A 19,658-nucleotide genomic window follows, 5' to 3' on the forward strand; every position below is an offset into this window, starting at 1 on the left:
TTAGCGAACCTTCAGCGTAGCCAGGCCAATCAGCACCAGCATCAGCGAAATAATCCAGAAGCGCACAATGACGCGCGGCTCCGGCCAGCCTTTCAATTCATAGTGGTGGTGAATCGGCGCCATACGGAAGATGCGCTGTCCCCGGAGCTTGAACGAGCCAACCTGCAGGATAACCGACAGGGTTTCAACCACGAATACGCCGCCCATAATCACCAGCAGGAATTCCTGACGCAGCAGTACCGCGATAGTCCCCAGCGCACCGCCGAGAGCCAGAGAACCTACGTCGCCCATGAAGACCTGAGCCGGATAAGTGTTAAACCACAGGAAACCTAAGCCAGCACCGACAATGGCCGTACAGACGATAACCAGCTCACCCGCGTGACGCAGGTAAGGAATGTGCAGATAGCCCGCGAAGTTCATGTTCCCCGTCGCCCACGCGACCAGCGCAAAACCAGCGGCCACGAACACGGTCGGCATAATCGCCAGGCCATCAAGGCCATCGGTCAGGTTTACCGCGTTACCGGTACCGACAATGACAAAGTAGGCAAGCAGCACATAGAACAGGCCAAGCTGCGGCATCACGTCCTTGAAGAACGGAACAACCAGCTCGGTCGCAGGCGTCCCTTTCCCGACGGCATACATTGTGAAGGCAACCACCAGCGCAATCACCGACATCCAGAAGTACTTCCAGCGAGCGATCAGCCCTTTAGTGTCCTTCCGAACTACTTTCCGGTAATCATCAACGAAGCCAACGATCCCGAAGCCTATCAGCACGAACAGTACGCACCAGACGTAAGGGTTAGAGGGATAGGCCCACATCAGCACGGAAACCACAATGGCGGTCAGGATCATGATCCCGCCCATCGTTGGCGTCCCTTTCTTGCTGAAATGCGACTCAGGACCATCGTTACGAACAACCTGCCCGAAGGAGAGCTGTTGTAAACGCGCGATCATACGCGGCCCCATCCAGAGGGAGATAAACAGAGCGGTCAGCAGGCTGACAATGGCGCGAAACGTCAGGTAAGAAAAGACGTTAAAACCGGAATAATATTTGACCAAATGTTCGGCCAGCCAAACTAGCATGCTTGTTTCTCCTGTAATGCGCGAACCACCTCTTCCATGGCCGCACTACGTGAACCTTTCACCAAAATGGTTAAAATTGAATGTTCCGCAATCAGCGCCTGTAAACGCGCGACCACGGCCTGTTTATCGGTAAAATGCTCACCAACATCTGATGCGTCGCTGAGCGTCTTGCTCAACACACCCACGCTCAGAACACGGTCAATACCTGCGGCCTTTGCCGCTTCGCCAACCTGACGATGACAGGCCTCGGCTTCATCACCCAGCTCACCCATGTCGCCAACTACCATCACGCGGTAGCCCGGCATTTCTGACAGCACCTGCGCCGCCGCGGTCATTGAGCCCACGTTAGCGTTGTAGCTGTCGTCCAGCAGCAGCTGGTTCTCAGCAAGCTGAATAGGGAACAGGCGACCGGGCACGGCTTTCAGCTCGGTAAGCCCGGCTTTAACCGCTTCCAGCGTTGCGCCAACGGCCATCGCCAGTGCGGTCGCCGCCAGAGCGTTAGCAATGTTGTGGCGGCCAGGTAATGGCAGCACAACGTCGACATCGCCCTGCGGGGTTTGCAGAGTAAACCCGGTGCCATGAGAAGTGATATGAACGTTGGTCGCGGTAAAGTCACTTCCGGCCGCATTCGGAGAGAAGCGCCAGGTTTTGCGATCGCCCACGATCGTCTTCCAGTTCAGCCAGTCGTTGTTATCGGCGTTAAGGATCGCCGTGCCGTTCGCCGCAAGGCCGGTAAAGATCTCGCCCTTCGCTTTCGCCACGCCAGCCAGAGAACCAAAACCTTCAAGGTGCGCAGCAGCCAGGTTGTTGACCAGAGCCGCTTCCGGACGGGTTAACCCCACGGTCCAGGCGATTTCCCCCTGGTGGTTAGCGCCCAGCTCGATAACGGCATAATCGTATTCTGGCGTCAGGCGCAGCAGCGTCATCGGCACGCCAATATCGTTATTCAGGTTACCTGCGGTATAGAGCGTATTGCCGCACTGGCGCAGAATAGATGCCGCCATTTCCTTCACGGAGGTTTTGCCGGAAGAGCCGGTTAACGCCACAACGCGAGTAGGCACCTGCTGGCGAACCCATGCACCCAGCTCGCCAAATGCAAGACGGGTATCGGCCACAACCAGTTGTGGCACATCAATATCCAGCTTACGGCTAACCAGTAATGCGCCGGCCCCACCTTTCACCGCATCGGCGGCAAAGTCATGGGCGTCAAAACGTTCGCCTTTCAGCGCGACAAACAGGCAGCCAGCCGTCAGCTTGCGGGTGTCGGTTGTGACGTCGATAATATCCGCATCTGCGCCGTGCAGCTGCCCGTCGAGAATGGACTCCAGTTGCTTCAGAGAGACGCGAATCATGCGACAACCCCCAGCAGACGTGCAGCCGTTACGCGGTCGGAGTAATCCAGACGGCGGTTACCGACAATCTGATAATCCTCGTGGCCTTTACCCGCCAGCAGCACGACGTCATTTTCTTTCGCCTGCATGATGGCGTTGGTCACCGCTTCTGCGCGCCCCAGTACTACGTGTGCACGCCCGGCGTCCAGCATGCCGGTCAGGATATCGTCGACGATGGACTTCGGTTCTTCGGTACGTGGGTTGTCATCGGTCACCACCACCACATCGGCGTATTGCTCAGCAATACCGCCCATGATTGGCCGCTTACCTTTGTCACGATCGCCGCCGCAGCCAAATACGCACCAAAGTTTGCCGGAGCAGTGCAGACGAGCAGCCTGCAGGGCTTTTTCCAGCGCATCAGGCGTGTGGGCATAATCCACTACCACGGTAGGTTTGCCAGCGACGCTGAACACTTCCATGCGGCCACAAACCGGCTGGAGGCGTGAAGCGGTTTGAATTAATTCGTCGAGCGGGTAGCCCAACGCCAGCAGCGTTGCCAGAGCCAGCAGCAGGTTGCTAACGTTAAACGCGCCCATCAGGCGGCTTTCAATTTCGCCTTTGCCCCACGATGAGCTGAAGCGGATAGTCGCCCCACCATCGTGATAAATAACTTCGTCAGCTTTCAGCCAGCGGCCATGAGCGCCCGGCTCAAGGTTATTTTCCATGGTGACCGCAACGGCATCCGGCAGGCGAGCAAGCCAGCGGTGACCCACTTCGTCATCGGCGTTAACGATCGCCTGGCCGCAGTCATGCTCGGAGAACAGCAGCCACTTAGCGGCCTCGTAATTCGCCATATCACCATGATAATCAAGGTGATCGCGGCTTAAATTGGTAAATACGGAAGCAGCAAATTTCAGCGCTGCCACGCGATGCTGAACCAGGCCGTGGGATGAAACTTCCATGGCGCCAAAGGTCGCATTTTGTTCTTTCAGGCTCGCCAGCACGTGCTGCACGTCTACCGCAGAGCCGGTGGTGTTTTCTGTCGGTACAACCTGCCCCAACAGGCCGTTGCCCACGGTCCCCATCACGGCGCTGGTTTCACCCAGTAATTGCGCCCACTGCGCCAACAGCTGAGTGGTTGTCGTTTTTCCGTTAGTCCCTGTTACGCCAACCAGGCGTAAAGCTTCAGAAGGCTGATGATAGAAACGCCCCGCCAGCGCAGACAGCCGCTGATGCAGCTGGCTCAGGTAAATAACCGGCACGCCGTGCATCTCGCGAACTTCACCATCCGCAGCTTCACCGTCCGCTTCTGCGATCACGGCAGCCACACCCTGTGCTATCGCCTGCGGGATATAACGACGCCCGTCCGCCTGATGACCAACCACGGCCACAAAAAGATCGCCCGCAGCCGCCACGCGGCTGTCGAGTGTCATCTCTCGCAGCGCTCTCGCAGGGAGTCCAGCTACCCACGGAGCAAGAAGGTCGCTCAAATTACGATCTGCCACCTGAAGCCTCTTTCTGATTAATTACAAATTCGCTTTTTTCACCGGTTGCCAGCGCATCCGGCTCTATGTTCATGGTGCGCAGTACGCCGCCCATGATTGCACCGAACACAGGTGCAGAGATGGCACCGCCGTAATATTTACCGGCCTGTGGATCGTTAATCACTACGACCAGAGCAAAACGAGGATTGCTGGCTGGCGCAACGCCTGCGGTGTAAGCAATGTATTTGTTGATGTATTTGCCGTCCGGCCCGACTTTTTTCGCGGTACCGGTTTTGATAGCGATACGGTAGCCCTTGATGGCCGCTTTCACGCCGCCACCGCCGGGCAGCGCCACGCTTTCCATCATGTGAAGCACGGTGCGAACGGTTGATTCAGCAAAGATACGCTCGCCGGGAACCGGCGGGTCAACTTTGGTTATCGACAGCGGCCGGTAGACACCATAGCTGCCGATGGTTGCGTAGACTCGCGCTAACTGTAACGGGGTTACCATTAGCCCGTAGCCGAAAGAGAAGGTGGCCCTCTCTATGTCAGACCACCGTTGTTTTTGAGGATATAAGCCACTGCGTTCCCCGACCAACCCCAAATTGGTCGCTTTTCCCAGTCCAAAACGTGAGTAAGTGTCTACTAACGCTGAGGAGGGCATCGCTAACGCCAGTTTTGAAACCCCGACGTTACTCGACTTCTGTAGTACCCCGGTAAGGGTCAATTCGTTGTAGCGCCCGACGTCTTTGATCTCATGACCATTGATTCGGAACGGCACGGTGTTAAGCACGGTATTTTCCTGAACCACACCACGCTGTAGCGCGGTCATCACCACCATCGGCTTAACGGTGGAACCCGGTTCAAAAATGTCGGTAATGGAACGGTTACGCATCACATCTTTTGCCGTGCCGGTCAGGTTGTTCGGGTTATAGGACGGGCTGTTTGCCATCGCCAGAACCTCACCAGTGCTCACGTCAACTAAAACGGCGCTGCCCGATTCGGCCTTGTTAAAAGCAACGGCGTTATTCAGTTCACGGTACACCAGCGCCTGCAGGCGTTCATCAATGCTCAAAGCCAGGTTATGGGCGGCCTGGCTGTCAGTGGAGGAAATGTCTTCGATAACGCGCCCGAAGCGGTCTTTACGCACAATGCGCTCGCCGGGCTGGCCGGTGAGCCATTTATCAAAGCTTTTTTCTACCCCCTCGATCCCTTCACTATCGACGTTGGTAAAGCCGATGAGGTGAGCAGTCACTTCGCCTGACGGATAGTAGCGGCGAGATTCCTGCCGCAAATGGATCCCAGGAAGCTTGAGCTTCTTGATGTAGTCGCCAATATCCGGGTTAACCTGGCGAGCGAGATAAATAAACCGCCCATTTGGGTTGCTGTTCACGCGGGAAGCAAGCTGGTCGAGAGGAATTTTTAGCGCATCCGCCAGGGCCTTCCAACGGTTGTCCAGCGTCACGCCACCGGCGTCGTGTAATTCTTTCGGATCGGCCCAAATCGCATTTACCGGCACGCTAACGGCCAGAGGGCGGCCAGCGCGATCGCTAATCATACCGCGAGAGGTAGATACCTCCTGCACACGAAGTGAGCGCATGTCACCCTGCCGCACCAGCATGTCCGGACTGATTATCTGTAGCCAGGCAACACGACCCAGCAGGAAAGCCAGCGCCAACAGAATGCAACCGCAGAGCAACGCAAAACGCCAACTGATAAAGTTGGCCTGTTCTTCCTGACGTTTTGGTTTAAGCGTTTTTGCCGCTGCTCTCATCTGTCGCACTATTCCTTATTGCTGAACTACGATGTTTTCCTGCGAAGGATCGACATGCTGCAGCTGCAGCTTTTCCGTCGCGATCCGTTCAACCCGGCTATGATCGCCGAGCGCATTTTCTTCAAGAATCAGGTTGCGCCATTCAATATCCAGCGCGTCACGCTCAAGCACCATCTGCTCACGCTGCGCGGTAAGCAGACGGGTATGGTGCGCCGTCGTGACCACGGAAACCGCGGTAACGATAATCGCGGCGAACAAACAAAGTGCCAGTTTCCCATGACGAAAAAGATCGCCACCAATCACGGTAGGCAAAGCATGACGCTCATTGCTGCCGAGCTGCGTAACTCTGCTTAGGGTCTCTGTCACTCGGTTGATCATGCGTTAGTCCTCTCTGCGATACGCAAAACGGAACTGCGTGCACGCGGGTTCTCCGCCACTTCATCTTCACCCGGCATCATTTTGCCGATCGCTTTGAGCTGGCGACCGCCCAGCTTATTCAGCTGTGCTTCCGTCATGGGTATACCCGCCGGAACCTGCGGACCGCGGCTCTTTTCACGCATAAAGCGTTTAACGATGCGATCTTCCAGCGAGTGGAAGCTAATGATCGACAAACGACCGCCAACCGCCAACGCTTCCAACGAGCCATTCAACGCTTTTTCAATTTCATCCAGCTCGCTGTTGATCCAGATACGAATAGCCTGGAAGGTGCGGGTCGCCGGATGCTTGAACTTATCTTTGACCGGCATTGCAGCAGAGACGACCGCCGCCAGTTCTTTAGTGCGTGTCATCGGCTCTTCGCGGTTACGCTCGACGATGGCACGCGCAATACGTTTGCCAAAGCGTTCTTCACCAAAGGTTTTGATCACCCACGCAATATCCGCTTCTTCCGCCGTCATCAGCCATTGGGCTGCGGATTGACCGCGCGTTGGGTCCATACGCATATCCAGCGGCCCATCGCGCATAAACGAAAAACCGCGCTCCGCATCATCCAGTTGAGGAGAAGAGACGCCGAGATCCAGCAAAATGCCATCGATCTTACCGTCCAGTTCGCGCTCACGAGCGTAATCTGCAAGCGCAGAGAATGGGCCATGAATGATGGAGAAGCGTGGATCATCAATAGCAGCAGCTGCGGCAATAGCCTGCGGATCGCGGTCGATCGCCAGCAACCGTCCTTGCTCACCGAGCTGGGACAGGATCAGGCGTGAGTGGCCACCGCGACCAAAAGTGCCATCAATGTAGATGCCGTCAGGACGAATATTCAGGCCGTTAACGGCCTCATCCAGCAGCACCGTAGTGTGTTTAAAATTTTCCATCATTTCTAAAGTGACAAGTCCTGCAGACGATCCGACAAGGTGTTTGTCGAACCCTGCTCAGCGTCGATATCTTCCTTGACCTGTTGATGCCAGGTCGCTTCATCCCACAGCTCAAACTTATTGAACTGGCCGACCAGCATTACTTCTTTGGTGAGCCCGGCGTGCTGACGTAAAACTGGCGCCAGCAGCAGTCGCCCGGCGCTATCCATCTGACATTCACTGGCATGCCCCAACAGCAGGCGCTGCACGCGGCGCTCTGCGGGGTTCATGCTCGACAGACGGGCAAGCTTTTGTTCAATGATTTCCCACTCGGGAACGGTATAAAGCAGCAGGCAGGGGTGATGGATGTCGATGGTACAAACCATCTGACCTTCTGAGGTTTCGATCAGCTTTTCCCTGTAACGGGTAGGCACGGCAAGCCGCCCCTTGCTGTCGAGATTGACTAACGTTGCCCCACGGAACATGCCAGCCTCACCCTTTAATGACCCATTTCACCACTTTACCCCACAAATTCCCACATAAAGGAGTTTACGGAGGGGAGGAAAACCTTGTCAAGCCAGCCAGGTCGCCTGCGGGAATAAATTCCCGCGCCTAAGCGATTGATTAATGGCTGGCGTGAAAAAACTCGCATTGGCGAGGCAAAATTAACGTTATGAATATTTGAAAGAAAAAGACCAATAAACATCAACAGCGTTAAAACGACCGAAGACTTACTTTGAGAAATATTAAGTACTCAGTTTGCGACGCGGGCGGCATTTTAAGGTATTTCAAGGCGGGTGAACAGCGGCAGATGCCCGTCTGGCTTGGGTTTGACGCGGTTTTGAAGAAAAGAGAGGTTGCTAATGATTAATAATCCAACATTTCTTATCAACGGGTGTGTAACAAAATAATACAAACGAGGAATTTATTTCGCGGTGAGGATTTTTTTTACCAGATTTTTCCCGCCTAATTAATTACCTTAAAAAATAAGGGTAAATATACGGGAAAAATCTTAATTAAGTTTAAGCGTGACGTAACGCCTCTTTGTCAGTAACGACTTAAGCTACCACGGCGATAAAGATTTCGGCGAATCCGGGTTAACCCAGGCTTTGGCTTACGCGGCTCATCAAGGCTTGCCAGTACCAGCTCAAGCACCCGCTCCGCCACATCCCGATGACGCTGCGCAACCGCCAGCACCGGGCACTGCAGGAAATCCAGGAGTTCATGATCGCCAAAGGTGGCGATGGCCAACTCTGACGGCAGTCGCCCCTGCCGGCGAAGCGTCACATCCATAACGCCCTGCAGCAACGCAAAAGAGGTTGTGTACAGCGCGTCAGGCATCGTATTCGTTTCCAGCCATTTTTCGAAAAGCTGGGCGGCAGCTTCACGTTCATAGCTGTTGGCATAGAGGTAGTTAACCGTGCGCGGATCGTCTTTCCATGCGGTGCGGAATCCCTGCTCACGCAGGAAACTGACCGACAGTTCAGGCAAGGCACCGAGGTAAAGGATATTGTCGCCAGGGAACTTACGCAGTTCCTCCGCCAGCATTTCCGCATCGTCCTGATCGGCGCCGACGACGCTGGTGAAATGCTCGCGATCCAGGGCGCGATCGAGCGCGATTATCGGGAACGAATCATTCGCCCAGCGCTGATAAAAAGGATGCTCAGGAGGCAAAGAGGTCGATACGATAATCGCATCAACCTGCCGCTGCAGAAGGTGTTCAATGCAGCGCATTTCGTTGTCAGGCTGATCTTCAGAACAGGCGATCAGCAGCTGATAGCCACGCTGACGAGCCTGGCGCTCAAGGTAATTTGCAATACGGGTGTAGCTGGTGTTTTCCAGGTCAGGGATCACCAGACCGATAGAACGCGTGCGTCCTGCGCGTAGCCCTGCGGCCACTGCATTAGGGTGGTAGTTATGTTCTCGTACCACAGCCATGACTTTCTCAACGGTTTTATCACTAACGCGATACTGTTTAGCTTTCCCGTTGATGACGTAGCTTGCCGTGGTGCGCGACACGCCAGCCAGACGCGCGATTTCATCCAATTTCACTGTAGCCCCTTACTCTCCAGGTGATCCATAACCATACCCTGGTCATGGTTAACAACATTTACATCTAAGCGCAGAATAATAACTCCGGCAACCGCTTTTGCGGGGTGTTGTTTTCTTATTTGCAAAAAAAAGCCCGGCAGTGATTACCGGGCATGTGAATCAGATCACATTCGTCGCTAGCGCATGATCTTATCGCCGCGCGAAACGCCGACAATGCCCGAGCGGGCGACCTCGACAATTTTGGCCACATCGCGGATCGTATCCAGGAATGCGTTGAGTTTATCGCTGGTGCCAGCAAGCTGAACGGTGTACAGCGTTGGCGTCACATCGATAATTTGCCCACGGAAGATTTCCGCGCTGCGCTTCACCTCTTCGCGCCCGTATCCGCTGGCCTGCACCTTCACCAGCATGATTTCACGCTCGACGTAAGCGCCCTGCCCCAATTCACTCACACGCAGGACATCCACCAGCTTATGCAGCTGTTTCTCAATCTGTTCCAGCACTTTCGCATCGCCGACGGTTTGAATCGTCATGCGGGAAAGCGTTGGGTCATCCGTGGGCGCAACGGTGAGGCTCTCGATGTTGTAGCCGCGCTGAGAGAACAGACCAATGACCCGGGACAGCGCGCCTGATTCATTTTCCAGTAATACAGATAAAATTCGGCGCATAATCAGGTTCTCTCCGTTTTGCTTAACCACATTTCATCCATTCCGCCGCCGCGAATCTGCATAGGATAAACGTGTTCAGTACCATCAACCGTCACATCAACAAACACCAGGCGGCCACCGCGAACGGTTTCCAGCGCCTGGGCAAGCTTGCTTTCAAGCTCTTCCGGCCTGGTGATGCTAATCCCAACATGCCCATAAGCCTCTGCCAGACGGACAAAGTCCGGGAGAGACTCCATATACGACTGGGAGTGACGGCCTGAATAGATCATGTCCTGCCACTGCTTGACCATACCGAGATAGCGGTTATTGAGGTTAAGGACCAGAACCGACAAGCCGTACTGAAGCGCGGTGGAAAGCTCCTGAATGTTCATCTGAATACTGCCATCACCGGTGACACAAATAACCGTCTCATCCGGGAGTGCCATCTTGACGCCAAGAGCGGCAGGAAGACCAAAGCCCATCGTGCCCAGGCCACCGGAATTTATCCAACGGCGCGGCTTATCAAACGGATAGTAGAGCGCGGCAAACATCTGATGCTGACCCACATCAGAGGTCACATAAGCCTCGCCGTTTGTCAGGCGATAAGCCGTTTCAATGACTGCCTGCGGCTTAATCGCCTCACTGGTGCGGTCAAATTCAAGACACTGACGAGCCCGCCAATGCTCTATCTGCTGCCACCAGTCCCGAATGTCATCCCCGGACTGCTGCGTTTCTTCCTGAGCAAGCAACTCCAGCATCTGGGTAAGAGCCTGATGGGCATCGCCCACAATCGGAATATCCGCTGCGACAGTTTTGGAAATAGACGTTGGGTCGATATCAATATGCAGTACCGTCGCATTCGGGCAGTACTTAGCGAGGTTGTTGGTAGTACGGTCATCAAAGCGAACGCCTACGGCGAAGATCACGTCCGAATTATGCATCGTCATGTTCGCTTCATAGGTGCCATGCATGCCAAGCATGCCCAGAGCCTGTCGATGCGTAGCCGGGAACGCCCCCAGCCCCATTAACGAAGAAACAACCGGAATATTGAGTTTCTCAGCAAGCGCCAGCAGCTCTGCATCACATGCTGAATTGATAGCGCCACCGCCCACATACATCACCGGCTTTTTAGCCGCAATAAGGGTCTGCAGGGCACGTTTAATCTGCCCTTTGTGGCCCTGTGTCGTAGGGTTATAAGAACGCATACTGACAGCTTCAGGCCAGGCATACGGCAGCTTATTCAGCGGGCTCATGATGTCTTTCGGTAAATCCACAACAACTGGCCCTGGTCGGCCGCTTGAGGCCAGCCAGAACGCTTTTTTGATGATGCCCGGAATATCTTCAACCTGCTTAACTAAGAAGCTGTGTTTCACCACCGGGCGGGAGATACCGACCATATCGCACTCTTGAAAGGCGTCGTAGCCAATCAAAGACGTTGCAACCTGCCCGGACAACACCACCATAGGAATAGAGTCCATATAGGCTGTGGCGATGCCGGTAATCGCGTTGGTAGCACCGGGACCGGAGGTGACGAGTACGACCCCCGTCTCACCCGTTGCACGTGCAAGGCCGTCAGCCATATGCACTGCGGCCTGCTCATGACGCACCAGTACATGATCAATTCCGCCCATAGTATGAAGCGCGTCGTAAATATCGAGTACCGCGCCTCCCGGATAGCCGAATACCTGCTTAACGCCCTGATCGATTAACGACCGGACGACCATCTCGGCTCCTGACAACATCTCCATGGTTTTGCCTCCAGGCTCACGTTTGTGACCGCACGCAGAAATCATTTTCGCGCCGTCGTTGCGACAGGTTGTGTGTCTGCCTGTATCTTTGTTATAGGTTTAGCCCATTAACATAACCGCTCGGGATCCGACAGGCAATTACCTGCCCCGGCTAGTGAGAGATAAGAATTTACTCTCACCGCTACAAAAACCACGCATAACGGAGCGATCGACTGAATCCGGAGGGTGGCTGTTGACGAATATGTCAAAGATGCGGGCAAATACAGCTCGTTATGTATTAATTTAGCATTTTAGTGTTGCCGGAAAGGGAGCGTCAGGAAGTGCTAAAGTAGAAAATATTGTTTTTTTATAAAAACAAAGAAAAAACGGGCTGTTTAGACCCGCAAATCAAAAGACGTTACCTCGTTTATTGGCAGCAGCTTTTCGCTATCTGATTCTGCATCCACAAATGCCCCTTATCCTGCCCCGCAGAGCCATACCACGATAAATAACAGGTAAGCTGTTTCTTCATGAAAGGCACAGGGAATACCTTAAGATTCAGATCAGTAGACACACTATCAACCAGCCAGCGTGGCGCAACTGCCACCATTTTGGTCTGCGAAACCACGTTCAATACGCAGGTGATCGCCATCCCCTGATAGGCAATAGCGCTTTGCTTATTCAATGTGTCATACCAGGGCAAACTGAATGAACCGTAGCATTCAGGCGAAACCACCGCATGCTGTTGATGATAAAAGTCTCGTACGGTCAATGGCGAACGAAAGCCAGGATGTTCTTTTCCCGTCACTAAAACGACTTCATCTTTGAAAAGAGGAATTTTTTTAAAACCTGGACGTATAGTTTCGTCATAGCAAATCAAGAAATCAACTTCCTGATAACGTAACTGTCTTTCAATATCCTCGTTAAAAGAAGATTTAAAAATTAACTGAACATGAGGTGCAGTGTGTTTAATTGCATCCAGAACGAGCGACATTATTTTGCTGTCCAGGGGGCTCGCCACGCAAAGCGTAAACTGCCGTTTGCTTCTCAGGGGTTCAAAATCGCCTTCGGGCAGTTCATTCTGGACCATCTGTAAAGCATCACGAACAACATCATAAAGCTCAAATGCTCTTGCCGTGGGTTGTATCGTTCGCCCATCGCGTACAAATAACTCATCGTTAAACGTAACCTTCAGGCGAGACACCGCGTTACTGACTGCTGGCTGAGACATCCCCAACAACCTGGCAGCTCCTGTAATGCTTTGCGCTCTCATCACCGTGTCAAACACCGTCAACAGATTTAAGTCTACATGACGCAACCTTGGCTTTATTGTATCCAGAGTCCCCAGACTCTTATTCAACTGATAATCCATTTTCTACTCCAGTAATGAATTGGGTTCCATTCCACAATGCATAAATTGGAAGTTCCGTTGTTTATGGTCATCTGGTAAATATTATTTTTAGTAAATCATCTTACAAACACGCTTAATAACAATGCAGCATACAGATATAGCGTAAGACGCCATCATTATAAAGAAGCTAAAACTTTATGATGAGCAAGTTTTCCCAATTGATGAGTAATACATAAGTTCTACCACATTCATAAGGTGAATTTATGAAATTAAACGTATTATCAGACAGAGCTATAACTTTTCATCTTAATTAATATATTAAGAAAACTCTTTTTCCCGGTGTTTTTCACTGAATACGCCTCGCAAACTCAACGTCCCAGCGCCCCCTCTATCGGCCTAAGGGTTGACACCTGCAGTGAGATCAAGTACCAATAAATACATCACGAAATTGCACAGGGCTTGAAACATGAATCGCACCTTCCGCCTACTTGGTCTACTACTAAACGCATCTTATTTGCGCGGTAGACTGGTGGGCGACAATCAGCGTTGATTCAAGCCTCCAGACAGAAAAAACCCGCGCCAATGCGCGGGTTTTTTTATGCTCTCGCGAAGGCGCCCAAAGAGATAAAGGACCGAACCATGAGCCAGCAAGTCATTATTTTTGATACTACATTGCGCGACGGTGAACAGGCTTTACAGGCAAGCCTGAGCGTGAAAGAGAAGCTGCAGATTGCTATGGCGCTGGAGCGTATGGGCGTAGACGTAATGGAAGTCGGTTTCCCCGTTTCTTCTCCTGGCGATTTCGAATCCGTACAGACCATCGCCCGCAACATTAAAAACAGCCGAGTTTGTGGTTTGGCTCGCTGCGTAGAAAAAGACATTGATGTTGCCGCTGAATCTTTAAAAGTTGCTGAAGCCTTCCGAATCCACACTTTCATCGCCACCTCCCCTATGCACATTGCGACTAAGCTGCGCAGTACGCTGGACGAAGTGATTGAGCGCGCTATATATATGGTGAAACGCGCCCGTAACTATACCGATGACGTAGAGTTTTCCTGTGAAGATGCTGGCCGCACGCCGATTGCCGATTTGGCCCGCGTAGTGGAAGCCGCTATCAGCGCTGGCGCCACCACCATTAACATTCCTGATACCGTCGGCTACACCATGCCGTTTGAGTTTTCCAACATCATCACCGGCCTGTACGAGCGAGTGCCAAATATCGATAAAGCAATTATTTCCGTGCACACCCACGACGACCTGGGTCTGGCCGTAGGTAATGCCATGGCCGCAGTCCATGCGGGTGCTCGCCAGGTTGAGGGGGCGATGAACGGCATCGGCGAGCGGGCGGGTAACTGCTCGCTGGAAGAAGTGATCATGGCTATCAAAGTGCGCAAAGACATCATGAACCTGCACACTAACATCAATCACCAGGAAATCTGGCGCACCAGCCAGATGGTCAGCCAGATCTGCAACATGCCTGTTCCGGCAAACAAAGCCATCGTCGGCACCGGCGCCTTCGCTCACTCCTCCGGTATCCACCAGGATGGCGTGCTGAAAAATCGCGAAAACTACGAAATCATGACGCCGGAATCCATCGGCCTGAACCAGGTACAGCTGAACCTGACTTCACGCTCCGGCCGTGCGGCCGTGAAGCACCGCATGGACGAGATGGGCTATAAAGAGGCCGATTACAACCTGGATAATCTGTACGACGCCTTCCTGAAGCTGGCGGACAAAAAAGGTCAGGTCTTCGACTACGACCTGGAAGCACTGGCCTTCATCAACAAGCAGCAGGAAGAACCAGAACACTTCAGCCTGGATTATTTCAGCGTGCAGTCTGCCTCTAACGGCATTGCTACCGCCTCCGTGAAGCTGGTTTGTGGCGAAGAGATTAAAGCCGAAGCGGCAAACGGCAACGGCCCGGTCGATGCTGTTTATCAGGCGATTAACCGCATCACCGATTACAACATTGAACTGGTGAAATATAGCCTGAGCGCCAAAGGCCAGGGCAAAGATGCGCTGGGCCAGGTCGATATCGTGGTGGATTACAACGGCCGCCGCTTCCATGGCGTGGGTCTGACAACCGACATTGTCGAATCCTCTGCTAAAGCGATGGTGCACGTGCTGAACAACATCTGGCGCGCCGGTGAAGTCGAAAAAGAATTGCAACGCAAAGCTCAACATCAGAATAAAGAACAAAATCAGGAAACCGTGTAATGTCGAAAAATTATCATATTGCAGTTTTGCCGGGTGACGGTATTGGCCCGGAAGTGATGGCTCAGGCCTTGAAAGTACTGGATGCTATTCGTCACCGTTTTGATCTTCGCATCAGCACCAGCACCTATGACGTCGGTGGTGCCGCCATCGATCGCCACGGCAGCCCGCTGCCGCCGGCCACGGTCGAAGGCTGCGAGCAGGCTGATGCTATTTTGTTTGGCTCGGTAGGCGGCCCTAAGTGGGAGCATCTGCCACCGGCCGGGCAGCCCGAGCGTGGCGCCCTGCTGCCGCTGCGTAAGCATTTCAAACTGTTCAGCAACCTGCGCCCGGCTCGCCTGTACCAGGGGCTGGAAGAGTTTTGCCCGCTGCGCGCCGACATCGCGGCAAACGGCTTCGATATCCTGTGCGTTCGCGAACTGACCGGTGGGATCTACTTCGGGCAGCCTAAAGGCCGTGAAGGCAGCGGTATGCATGAGAAGGCCTACGATACCGAGGTTTATCATCGTTTTGAGATTGAACGTATTGCGCGTATCGCCTTTGAATCCGCCCGTAAGCGCCGCAGCAAAGTGACCTCTATCGATAAAGCAAACGTGCTGCAAACGTCGCTGTTATGGCGTGAAATCGTCAACGAAATCGCCAAAGAATACCCTGATGTGTCGCTGTCCCACATGTATATCGACAACGCCACCATGCAGTTAATTAAAGATCCGTCCCAGTTCGACGTGCTGCTGTGCTCCAACCTGTTCGGCGACATTCTGTCCGACGAATGCGCCATGATCACCGGTTCTATGGGCATGTTGCCTTCCGCCAGCCTCAACGAACAGGGCTTTGGCCTGTACGAACCCGCAGGCGGCTCCGCACCTGATATCGCGGGCAAAAACATTGCCAATCCTATCGCGCAGATCCTGTCCCTGGCGCTGCTGCTGCGCTACAGCCTGGATGCCGAAGAAGCCGCCCAGGCTATCGAAAGCGCCATCAATCGCGCGTTAGAAGAAGGCCATCGCACCGGTGATTTAGCCCGCGAAGGCAACGCAATCAGCACCGACGAAATGGGCGACATCATTGCCCGCTACGTAGCTCAGGGGAAGTAATCATGGCCAAAACCTTATATCAGAAGTTGTACGACGCCCACGTCGTGTATGAAGCCCCGGAAGAGACGCCGCTGCTGTACATCGACCGCCATCTGGTGCATGAAGTGACTTCCCCACAGGCCTTTGACGGGCTGCGTGCCCACGGCCGCCCGGTTCGCCAGCCGGGGAAAACCTTCGCCACTATGGATCACAACGTGTCGACCCAAACTAAGGATATCAACGCCTCCGGCGAGATGGCACGTATCCAGATGCAGGAGCTGATGAAGAACTGCGCAGAGTTTGGCGTTGAGCTGTACGATTTGAATCACCCTTATCAGGGCATCGTTCACGTCATGGGGCCTGAACAAGGGATTACGCTGCCGGGCATGACCATCGTGTGTGGCGACTCCCACACCGCAACCCACGGCGCATTCGGCGCGCTGGCTTTCGGCATCGGTACCTCCGAAGTCGAACACGTGCTGGCGACGCAGACCCTGAAACAGGGTCGTGCGAAAACCATGAAAATTGAAGTGAAAGGCAAAGCGGCTCCGGGGATCACCGCCAAAGATATCGTGCTGGCGATCATCGGCAAAACCGGCAGCGCCGGCGGCACCGGCCACGTGGTTGAATTTTGCGGCGACGCTATCCGTGCCCTGAGCATGGAAGGCCGCATGACGCTGTGCAACATGGCTATCGAAATGGGAGCCAAAGCCGGGATTGTCGCACCGGATGAAACCACCTTCGAATATGTTAAAGGCCGCCTGCATGCACCAAAAGGTACTGACTGGGATGAAGCCGTCGAATACTGGAAAACCTTTAGCACCGACGAAGGCGCGAAGTTCGACACCATCGTAACGTTGGACGCCGCCGACATTGCCCCGCAGGTCACCTGGGGAACCAACCCCGGCCAGGTTATTTCTGTTACCGACAACATCCCTAACCCAGAATCCTTTAGCGATCCGGTTGAACGCGCATCGGCCGAAAAAGCGCTGGCTTATATGGGCCTGAAGCCGGGTATTCCGCTGACCGAAGTGGCTATCGATAAAGTCTTTATCGGCTCCTGTACCAACTCACGCATCGAAGACCTGCGTGCTGCCGCAGAAATCGCCAAAGGCCGTAAAGTCGCGCCAGGCGTGCTGGCGATGGTTGTACCGGGCTCCGGTCCGGTAAAAGCTCAGGCTGAGTCAGAAGGGCTGGATAAGATCTTTATTGAAGCCGGTTTTGAATGGCGCCTGCCGGGTTGCTCAATGTGCCTGGCAATGAACAACGACCGCCTGAATCCGGGCGAGCGCTGTGCCTCCACCAGCAACCGTAACTTCGAAGGCCGTCAGGGCCGCGGGGGGCGCACCCATCTGGTCAGCCCTGCAATGGCCGCCGCTGCCGCTGTGGCCGGTCATTTTGCCGATATTCGTACACTGAAATAAGAGGAACCACCATGGCAGAGAAATTTATCCAACATACCGGCCTGGTCGTTCCGCTGGACGCGGCGAACGTCGACACCGATGCCATTATCCCGAAGCAGTTTTTGCAGAAGGTCACCCGCACCGGCTTTGGCGCTCACCTGTTTAACGACTGGCGTTTTCTGGACGATGCCGGGCAGCAGCCTAACCCGGAGTTCGTTCTGAACTACCCGGAATTTAAAGGCGCTTCTATCCTGCTGGCGCGTGAAAACTTCGGCTGCGGCTCTTCCCGTGAGCACGCCCCGTGGGCACTGACCGATTACGGCTTCAAAGTGGTGATTGCGCCAAGCTTCGCCGATATCTTCTACGGCAACTCGTTTAACAACCAGCTGCTGCCGGTCATTCTGAGCGACGAACAGGTGGACGAGCTGTTTAAGCTGGTCGAAGCCCAGCCGGGCATTAAGTTTGTCGTCGACCTGGAGGCCCAAACGGTTCAGGCGGGTGAGAAAAGCTATTCGTTCGAACTCGACAGTTTCCGCCGCCACTGCATGCTGAACGGCCTGGACAGCATCGGCCTGACGCTACAGCACGAATCCGCCATTTCCGGCTACGAGAAAAAGCTGCCTGCATTTATGCAGTAAGCTGTTTTCCCCTCTTCCACATGGGAGAGGGGAAGCCCTCAAATGTTCTTCACCCGGCTGGTGAGAAACAGGGCAACAACCGCAAGTCCTGCCATCAGCCAGTACACAGAGTAGTGACCAAAACCTTCCGCCAGCGCCCCCTGCAGTACGCCGGCTAAAATCACGCCCGTTGAAATGCTGTTGGTGAACAGCGTTGTCGCAGAGCCCGGCCTTCCCGGCATCAAATCCTGGAACCACAGCATCCCAATCCCGGCAATAATCCCGATAAACACCGCGTTAAACAGCTGCAACACCACCAGCGCAGTTTTAGAGTGAAACAGGATCAGCCCAAGGTAAAACAGCACGCCCGCAGCCACCGCCGCCACCATCATGTTACGTTTCCCAAAGCGCTTCACGTAGTAGCCGGCGAGGATCATGGCGGGGATCTCCAGCCCGGCGGCCGTGCCCATCAATAAGCCCGCCAGCTCATCCGGCAGCCCGAGATCCTGGCTTATCCACAGCGGCATATCGATGATGTACATGGTGTTGCAGGTCCACATCAGCATCGAAGCGACAAACAGCATCCGCACGTTGCTGTCCTTCCAGCCGCTGACCTCCGTTATCGCCACTTCGGCGGAGGGCTCGGCTCGGGCAACCGAAGGCAGAGCAAACACAATCAGCAGCAGCGAGATAACAAATATCCCGGCAGCAATAAGAAACATGGTGGTGAAGCCATACTTTAGCGCCAGCATAAAGGAAAGCGGCGGCCCGATAACCCAGGCAAGGGAAAGCTGCGCACGCATGATCGAGCTGAACATCACCACTTCACGAGCGGAACGATCGGCATATTCACGCGCCAGGGCAAAAATCTGCGGCATAGCGGTATTGGCGATGGAGGCAAACATCACGCCGAGCGTAATCAGCGTCAGATAATGCCGGTTGAAGGCAAAAAGAACGCTGTTTGCCACCGCCATCGCGCAGCAAACCATAATCAGTTTGCGACGATCTCCCCGGCTATCCGATCTTTTTGCCAGCAGCAGGCTTACGGCGATCCCGGCAATCGCATTAACGGTATAGAACAGACCAACCCAGAAGGGCCGAACTTCAACTTCGCGGGTTAAAAAGAGGCTGAGCGTCGGGGCCTGCAGCGCACCGGCCACGCCAATCATAAAAGACACGGCCATAAAGGCAGCATAAACGGGGTTAAAACGACGTGCGCGGGTCAAAAACCAGAGCATGAGCTGTCCTTAAAAGGAGGGTGTAGTCAGAGGTATTCGCTAAATGCGTAAAGATTAAACGAAAAAAGCCAGCAGTAAACAGCTGCTGGCGTGGTAAAAGCACCAATACTCAGTCACACATGAGTCGGCGTGTTGGCGTTCTCGGGCATCGGGGTTGTAACCTCCCACTGCATCAAGTCTTCGAGCATCCTTAGTCTTTGCTCCACCGTCAGGCGAGCCAGCCATCCAGAACAAACAAACTGCGTTGCGGCAAAGTACTGTTGGAAAAACCTCGCAGGTGATGACCGCTTCATAAACACCTCCTCGCTTCATCGCTGATGATTATTGACGTAATATAGGGAAAGTTAAATTGATGAGTTTCCGCCGGGAGTT

At 54.0% G+C, this 19,658-nt stretch carries 17 protein-coding genes; 4 read left to right on the top strand and 13 right to left on the bottom strand.

The genetic code is table 11. From position 1 onward, the window contains the following. The 11 genes from mraY to leuO all read right to left on the bottom strand — a co-directional run bounded on the left by mraY (position 1) and on the right by leuO (position 12,762). Positions 1 to 1,083, bottom strand: coding sequence for a phospho-N-acetylmuramoyl-pentapeptide-transferase (mraY, locus tag HX778_RS12495; protein WP_038475590.1), 1,083 nt, complete (start codon positions 1,081 to 1,083; stop codon positions 1 to 3). Beyond that, entirely contained in the window at positions 1,077 to 2,435 is a 1,359-nt protein-coding gene (gene murF / locus HX778_RS12500) for a UDP-N-acetylmuramoyl-tripeptide--D-alanyl-D-alanine ligase (RefSeq protein WP_038475593.1), read from the bottom strand. The genes mraY and murF overlap by 7 nt, the downstream gene beginning before the upstream one ends. Further along, positions 2,432 to 3,919 (bottom strand): UDP-N-acetylmuramoyl-L-alanyl-D-glutamate--2,6-diaminopimelate ligase, encoded by a 1,488-nt coding sequence (murE, locus tag HX778_RS12505; protein WP_176982176.1) that lies wholly within the window; start codon positions 3,917 to 3,919, stop codon positions 2,432 to 2,434. The genes murF and murE overlap by 4 nt, the downstream gene beginning before the upstream one ends. Next, on the bottom strand, positions 3,906 to 5,672 hold the full coding sequence (locus tag HX778_RS12510; RefSeq protein ID WP_038475599.1) for a peptidoglycan glycosyltransferase FtsI: 1,767 nt from the start codon (positions 5,670 to 5,672) through the stop codon (positions 3,906 to 3,908). The genes murE and HX778_RS12510 overlap by 14 nt, the downstream gene beginning before the upstream one ends. Positions 5,673 to 5,687: 15 nt before the next feature. Beyond that, the gene (gene ftsL / locus HX778_RS12515; protein WP_038475601.1) at positions 5,688 to 6,050 is read right to left on the bottom strand and encodes a cell division protein FtsL; all 363 of its coding nucleotides are present in this window, start codon (positions 6,048 to 6,050) and stop codon (positions 5,688 to 5,690) included. Continuing rightward, entirely contained in the window at positions 6,047 to 6,988 is a 942-nt protein-coding gene (gene rsmH / locus HX778_RS12520; RefSeq protein ID WP_038475603.1) for a 16S rRNA (cytosine(1402)-N(4))-methyltransferase RsmH, read from the bottom strand. Before rsmH ends, ftsL begins: the two co-directional genes overlap by 4 nt. Positions 6,989 to 6,990: 2 nt before the next feature. Continuing rightward, positions 6,991 to 7,449, bottom strand: coding sequence for a division/cell wall cluster transcriptional repressor MraZ (gene mraZ, locus HX778_RS12525; protein ID WP_038475605.1), 459 nt, complete (start codon positions 7,447 to 7,449; stop codon positions 6,991 to 6,993). Positions 7,450 to 8,011: 562 nt separating this feature from the next. Further along, on the bottom strand, positions 8,012 to 9,016 hold the full coding sequence (cra, locus tag HX778_RS12530) for a catabolite repressor/activator (protein WP_038475607.1): 1,005 nt from the start codon (positions 9,014 to 9,016) through the stop codon (positions 8,012 to 8,014). A 176-nt stretch (positions 9,017 to 9,192) separates the two neighbouring features. Continuing rightward, on the bottom strand, positions 9,193 to 9,684 hold the full coding sequence (ilvN, locus tag HX778_RS12535; protein ID WP_038475609.1) for an acetolactate synthase small subunit: 492 nt from the start codon (positions 9,682 to 9,684) through the stop codon (positions 9,193 to 9,195). A 2-nt stretch (positions 9,685 to 9,686) separates the two neighbouring features. Then, positions 9,687 to 11,411 carry an acetolactate synthase 3 large subunit gene (gene ilvI, locus HX778_RS12540; protein ID WP_038475611.1) on the bottom strand — a complete coding sequence of 575 codons (1,725 nt, stop codon included), beginning with the start codon at positions 11,409 to 11,411 and terminating at the stop codon, positions 9,687 to 9,689. A gap of 406 nt (positions 11,412 to 11,817) precedes the next feature. Next, complete coding sequence (leuO, locus tag HX778_RS12545; protein ID WP_176982177.1) at positions 11,818 to 12,762, bottom strand: transcriptional regulator LeuO; 945 nt, start codon at positions 12,760 to 12,762, stop codon at positions 11,818 to 11,820. A 618-nt stretch (positions 12,763 to 13,380) separates the two neighbouring features. Here leuO and leuA point away from each other — a divergent pair. From leuA to leuD, 4 genes are read left to right on the top strand one after another with little or no spacing between them, the layout of a single operon-like run. After that, positions 13,381 to 14,958, top strand: a complete 1,578-nt coding sequence (gene leuA / locus HX778_RS12555; protein ID WP_038475613.1) for a 2-isopropylmalate synthase — start codon at positions 13,381 to 13,383, stop codon at positions 14,956 to 14,958. Then, positions 14,958 to 16,049, top strand: a complete 1,092-nt coding sequence (gene leuB / locus HX778_RS12560; protein ID WP_176982178.1) for a 3-isopropylmalate dehydrogenase — start codon at positions 14,958 to 14,960, stop codon at positions 16,047 to 16,049. Before leuA ends, leuB begins: the two co-directional genes overlap by 1 nt. Before the next feature lie 2 nt (positions 16,050 to 16,051). Then, complete coding sequence (gene leuC, locus HX778_RS12565) at positions 16,052 to 17,452, top strand: 3-isopropylmalate dehydratase large subunit (RefSeq protein ID WP_176982179.1); 1,401 nt, start codon at positions 16,052 to 16,054, stop codon at positions 17,450 to 17,452. Positions 17,453 to 17,463: 11 nt separating this feature from the next. Continuing rightward, positions 17,464 to 18,069, top strand: a complete 606-nt coding sequence (gene leuD, locus HX778_RS12570) for a 3-isopropylmalate dehydratase small subunit (protein ID WP_176982180.1) — start codon at positions 17,464 to 17,466, stop codon at positions 18,067 to 18,069. Between the two features lie 38 nt (positions 18,070 to 18,107). Here leuD and HX778_RS12575 read toward each other — a convergent pair whose 3' ends face one another. Then, the gene (locus HX778_RS12575) at positions 18,108 to 19,286 is read right to left on the bottom strand and encodes a sugar efflux transporter (protein WP_038475621.1); all 1,179 of its coding nucleotides are present in this window, start codon (positions 19,284 to 19,286) and stop codon (positions 18,108 to 18,110) included. 113 nt (positions 19,287 to 19,399) lie between these two features. Next, the gene (gene sgrT / locus HX778_RS12580; RefSeq protein WP_038475623.1) at positions 19,400 to 19,579 is read right to left on the bottom strand and encodes a glucose uptake inhibitor SgrT; all 180 of its coding nucleotides are present in this window, start codon (positions 19,577 to 19,579) and stop codon (positions 19,400 to 19,402) included. Positions 19,580 to 19,658 lie beyond the last annotated feature (79 nt).

Origin of the sequence: Cedecea sp. P7760, assembly GCF_013386425.1 — a bacterium.
GTDB classification, from domain to species: domain Bacteria; phylum Pseudomonadota; class Gammaproteobacteria; order Enterobacterales; family Enterobacteriaceae; genus Cedecea; species Cedecea selenatireducens.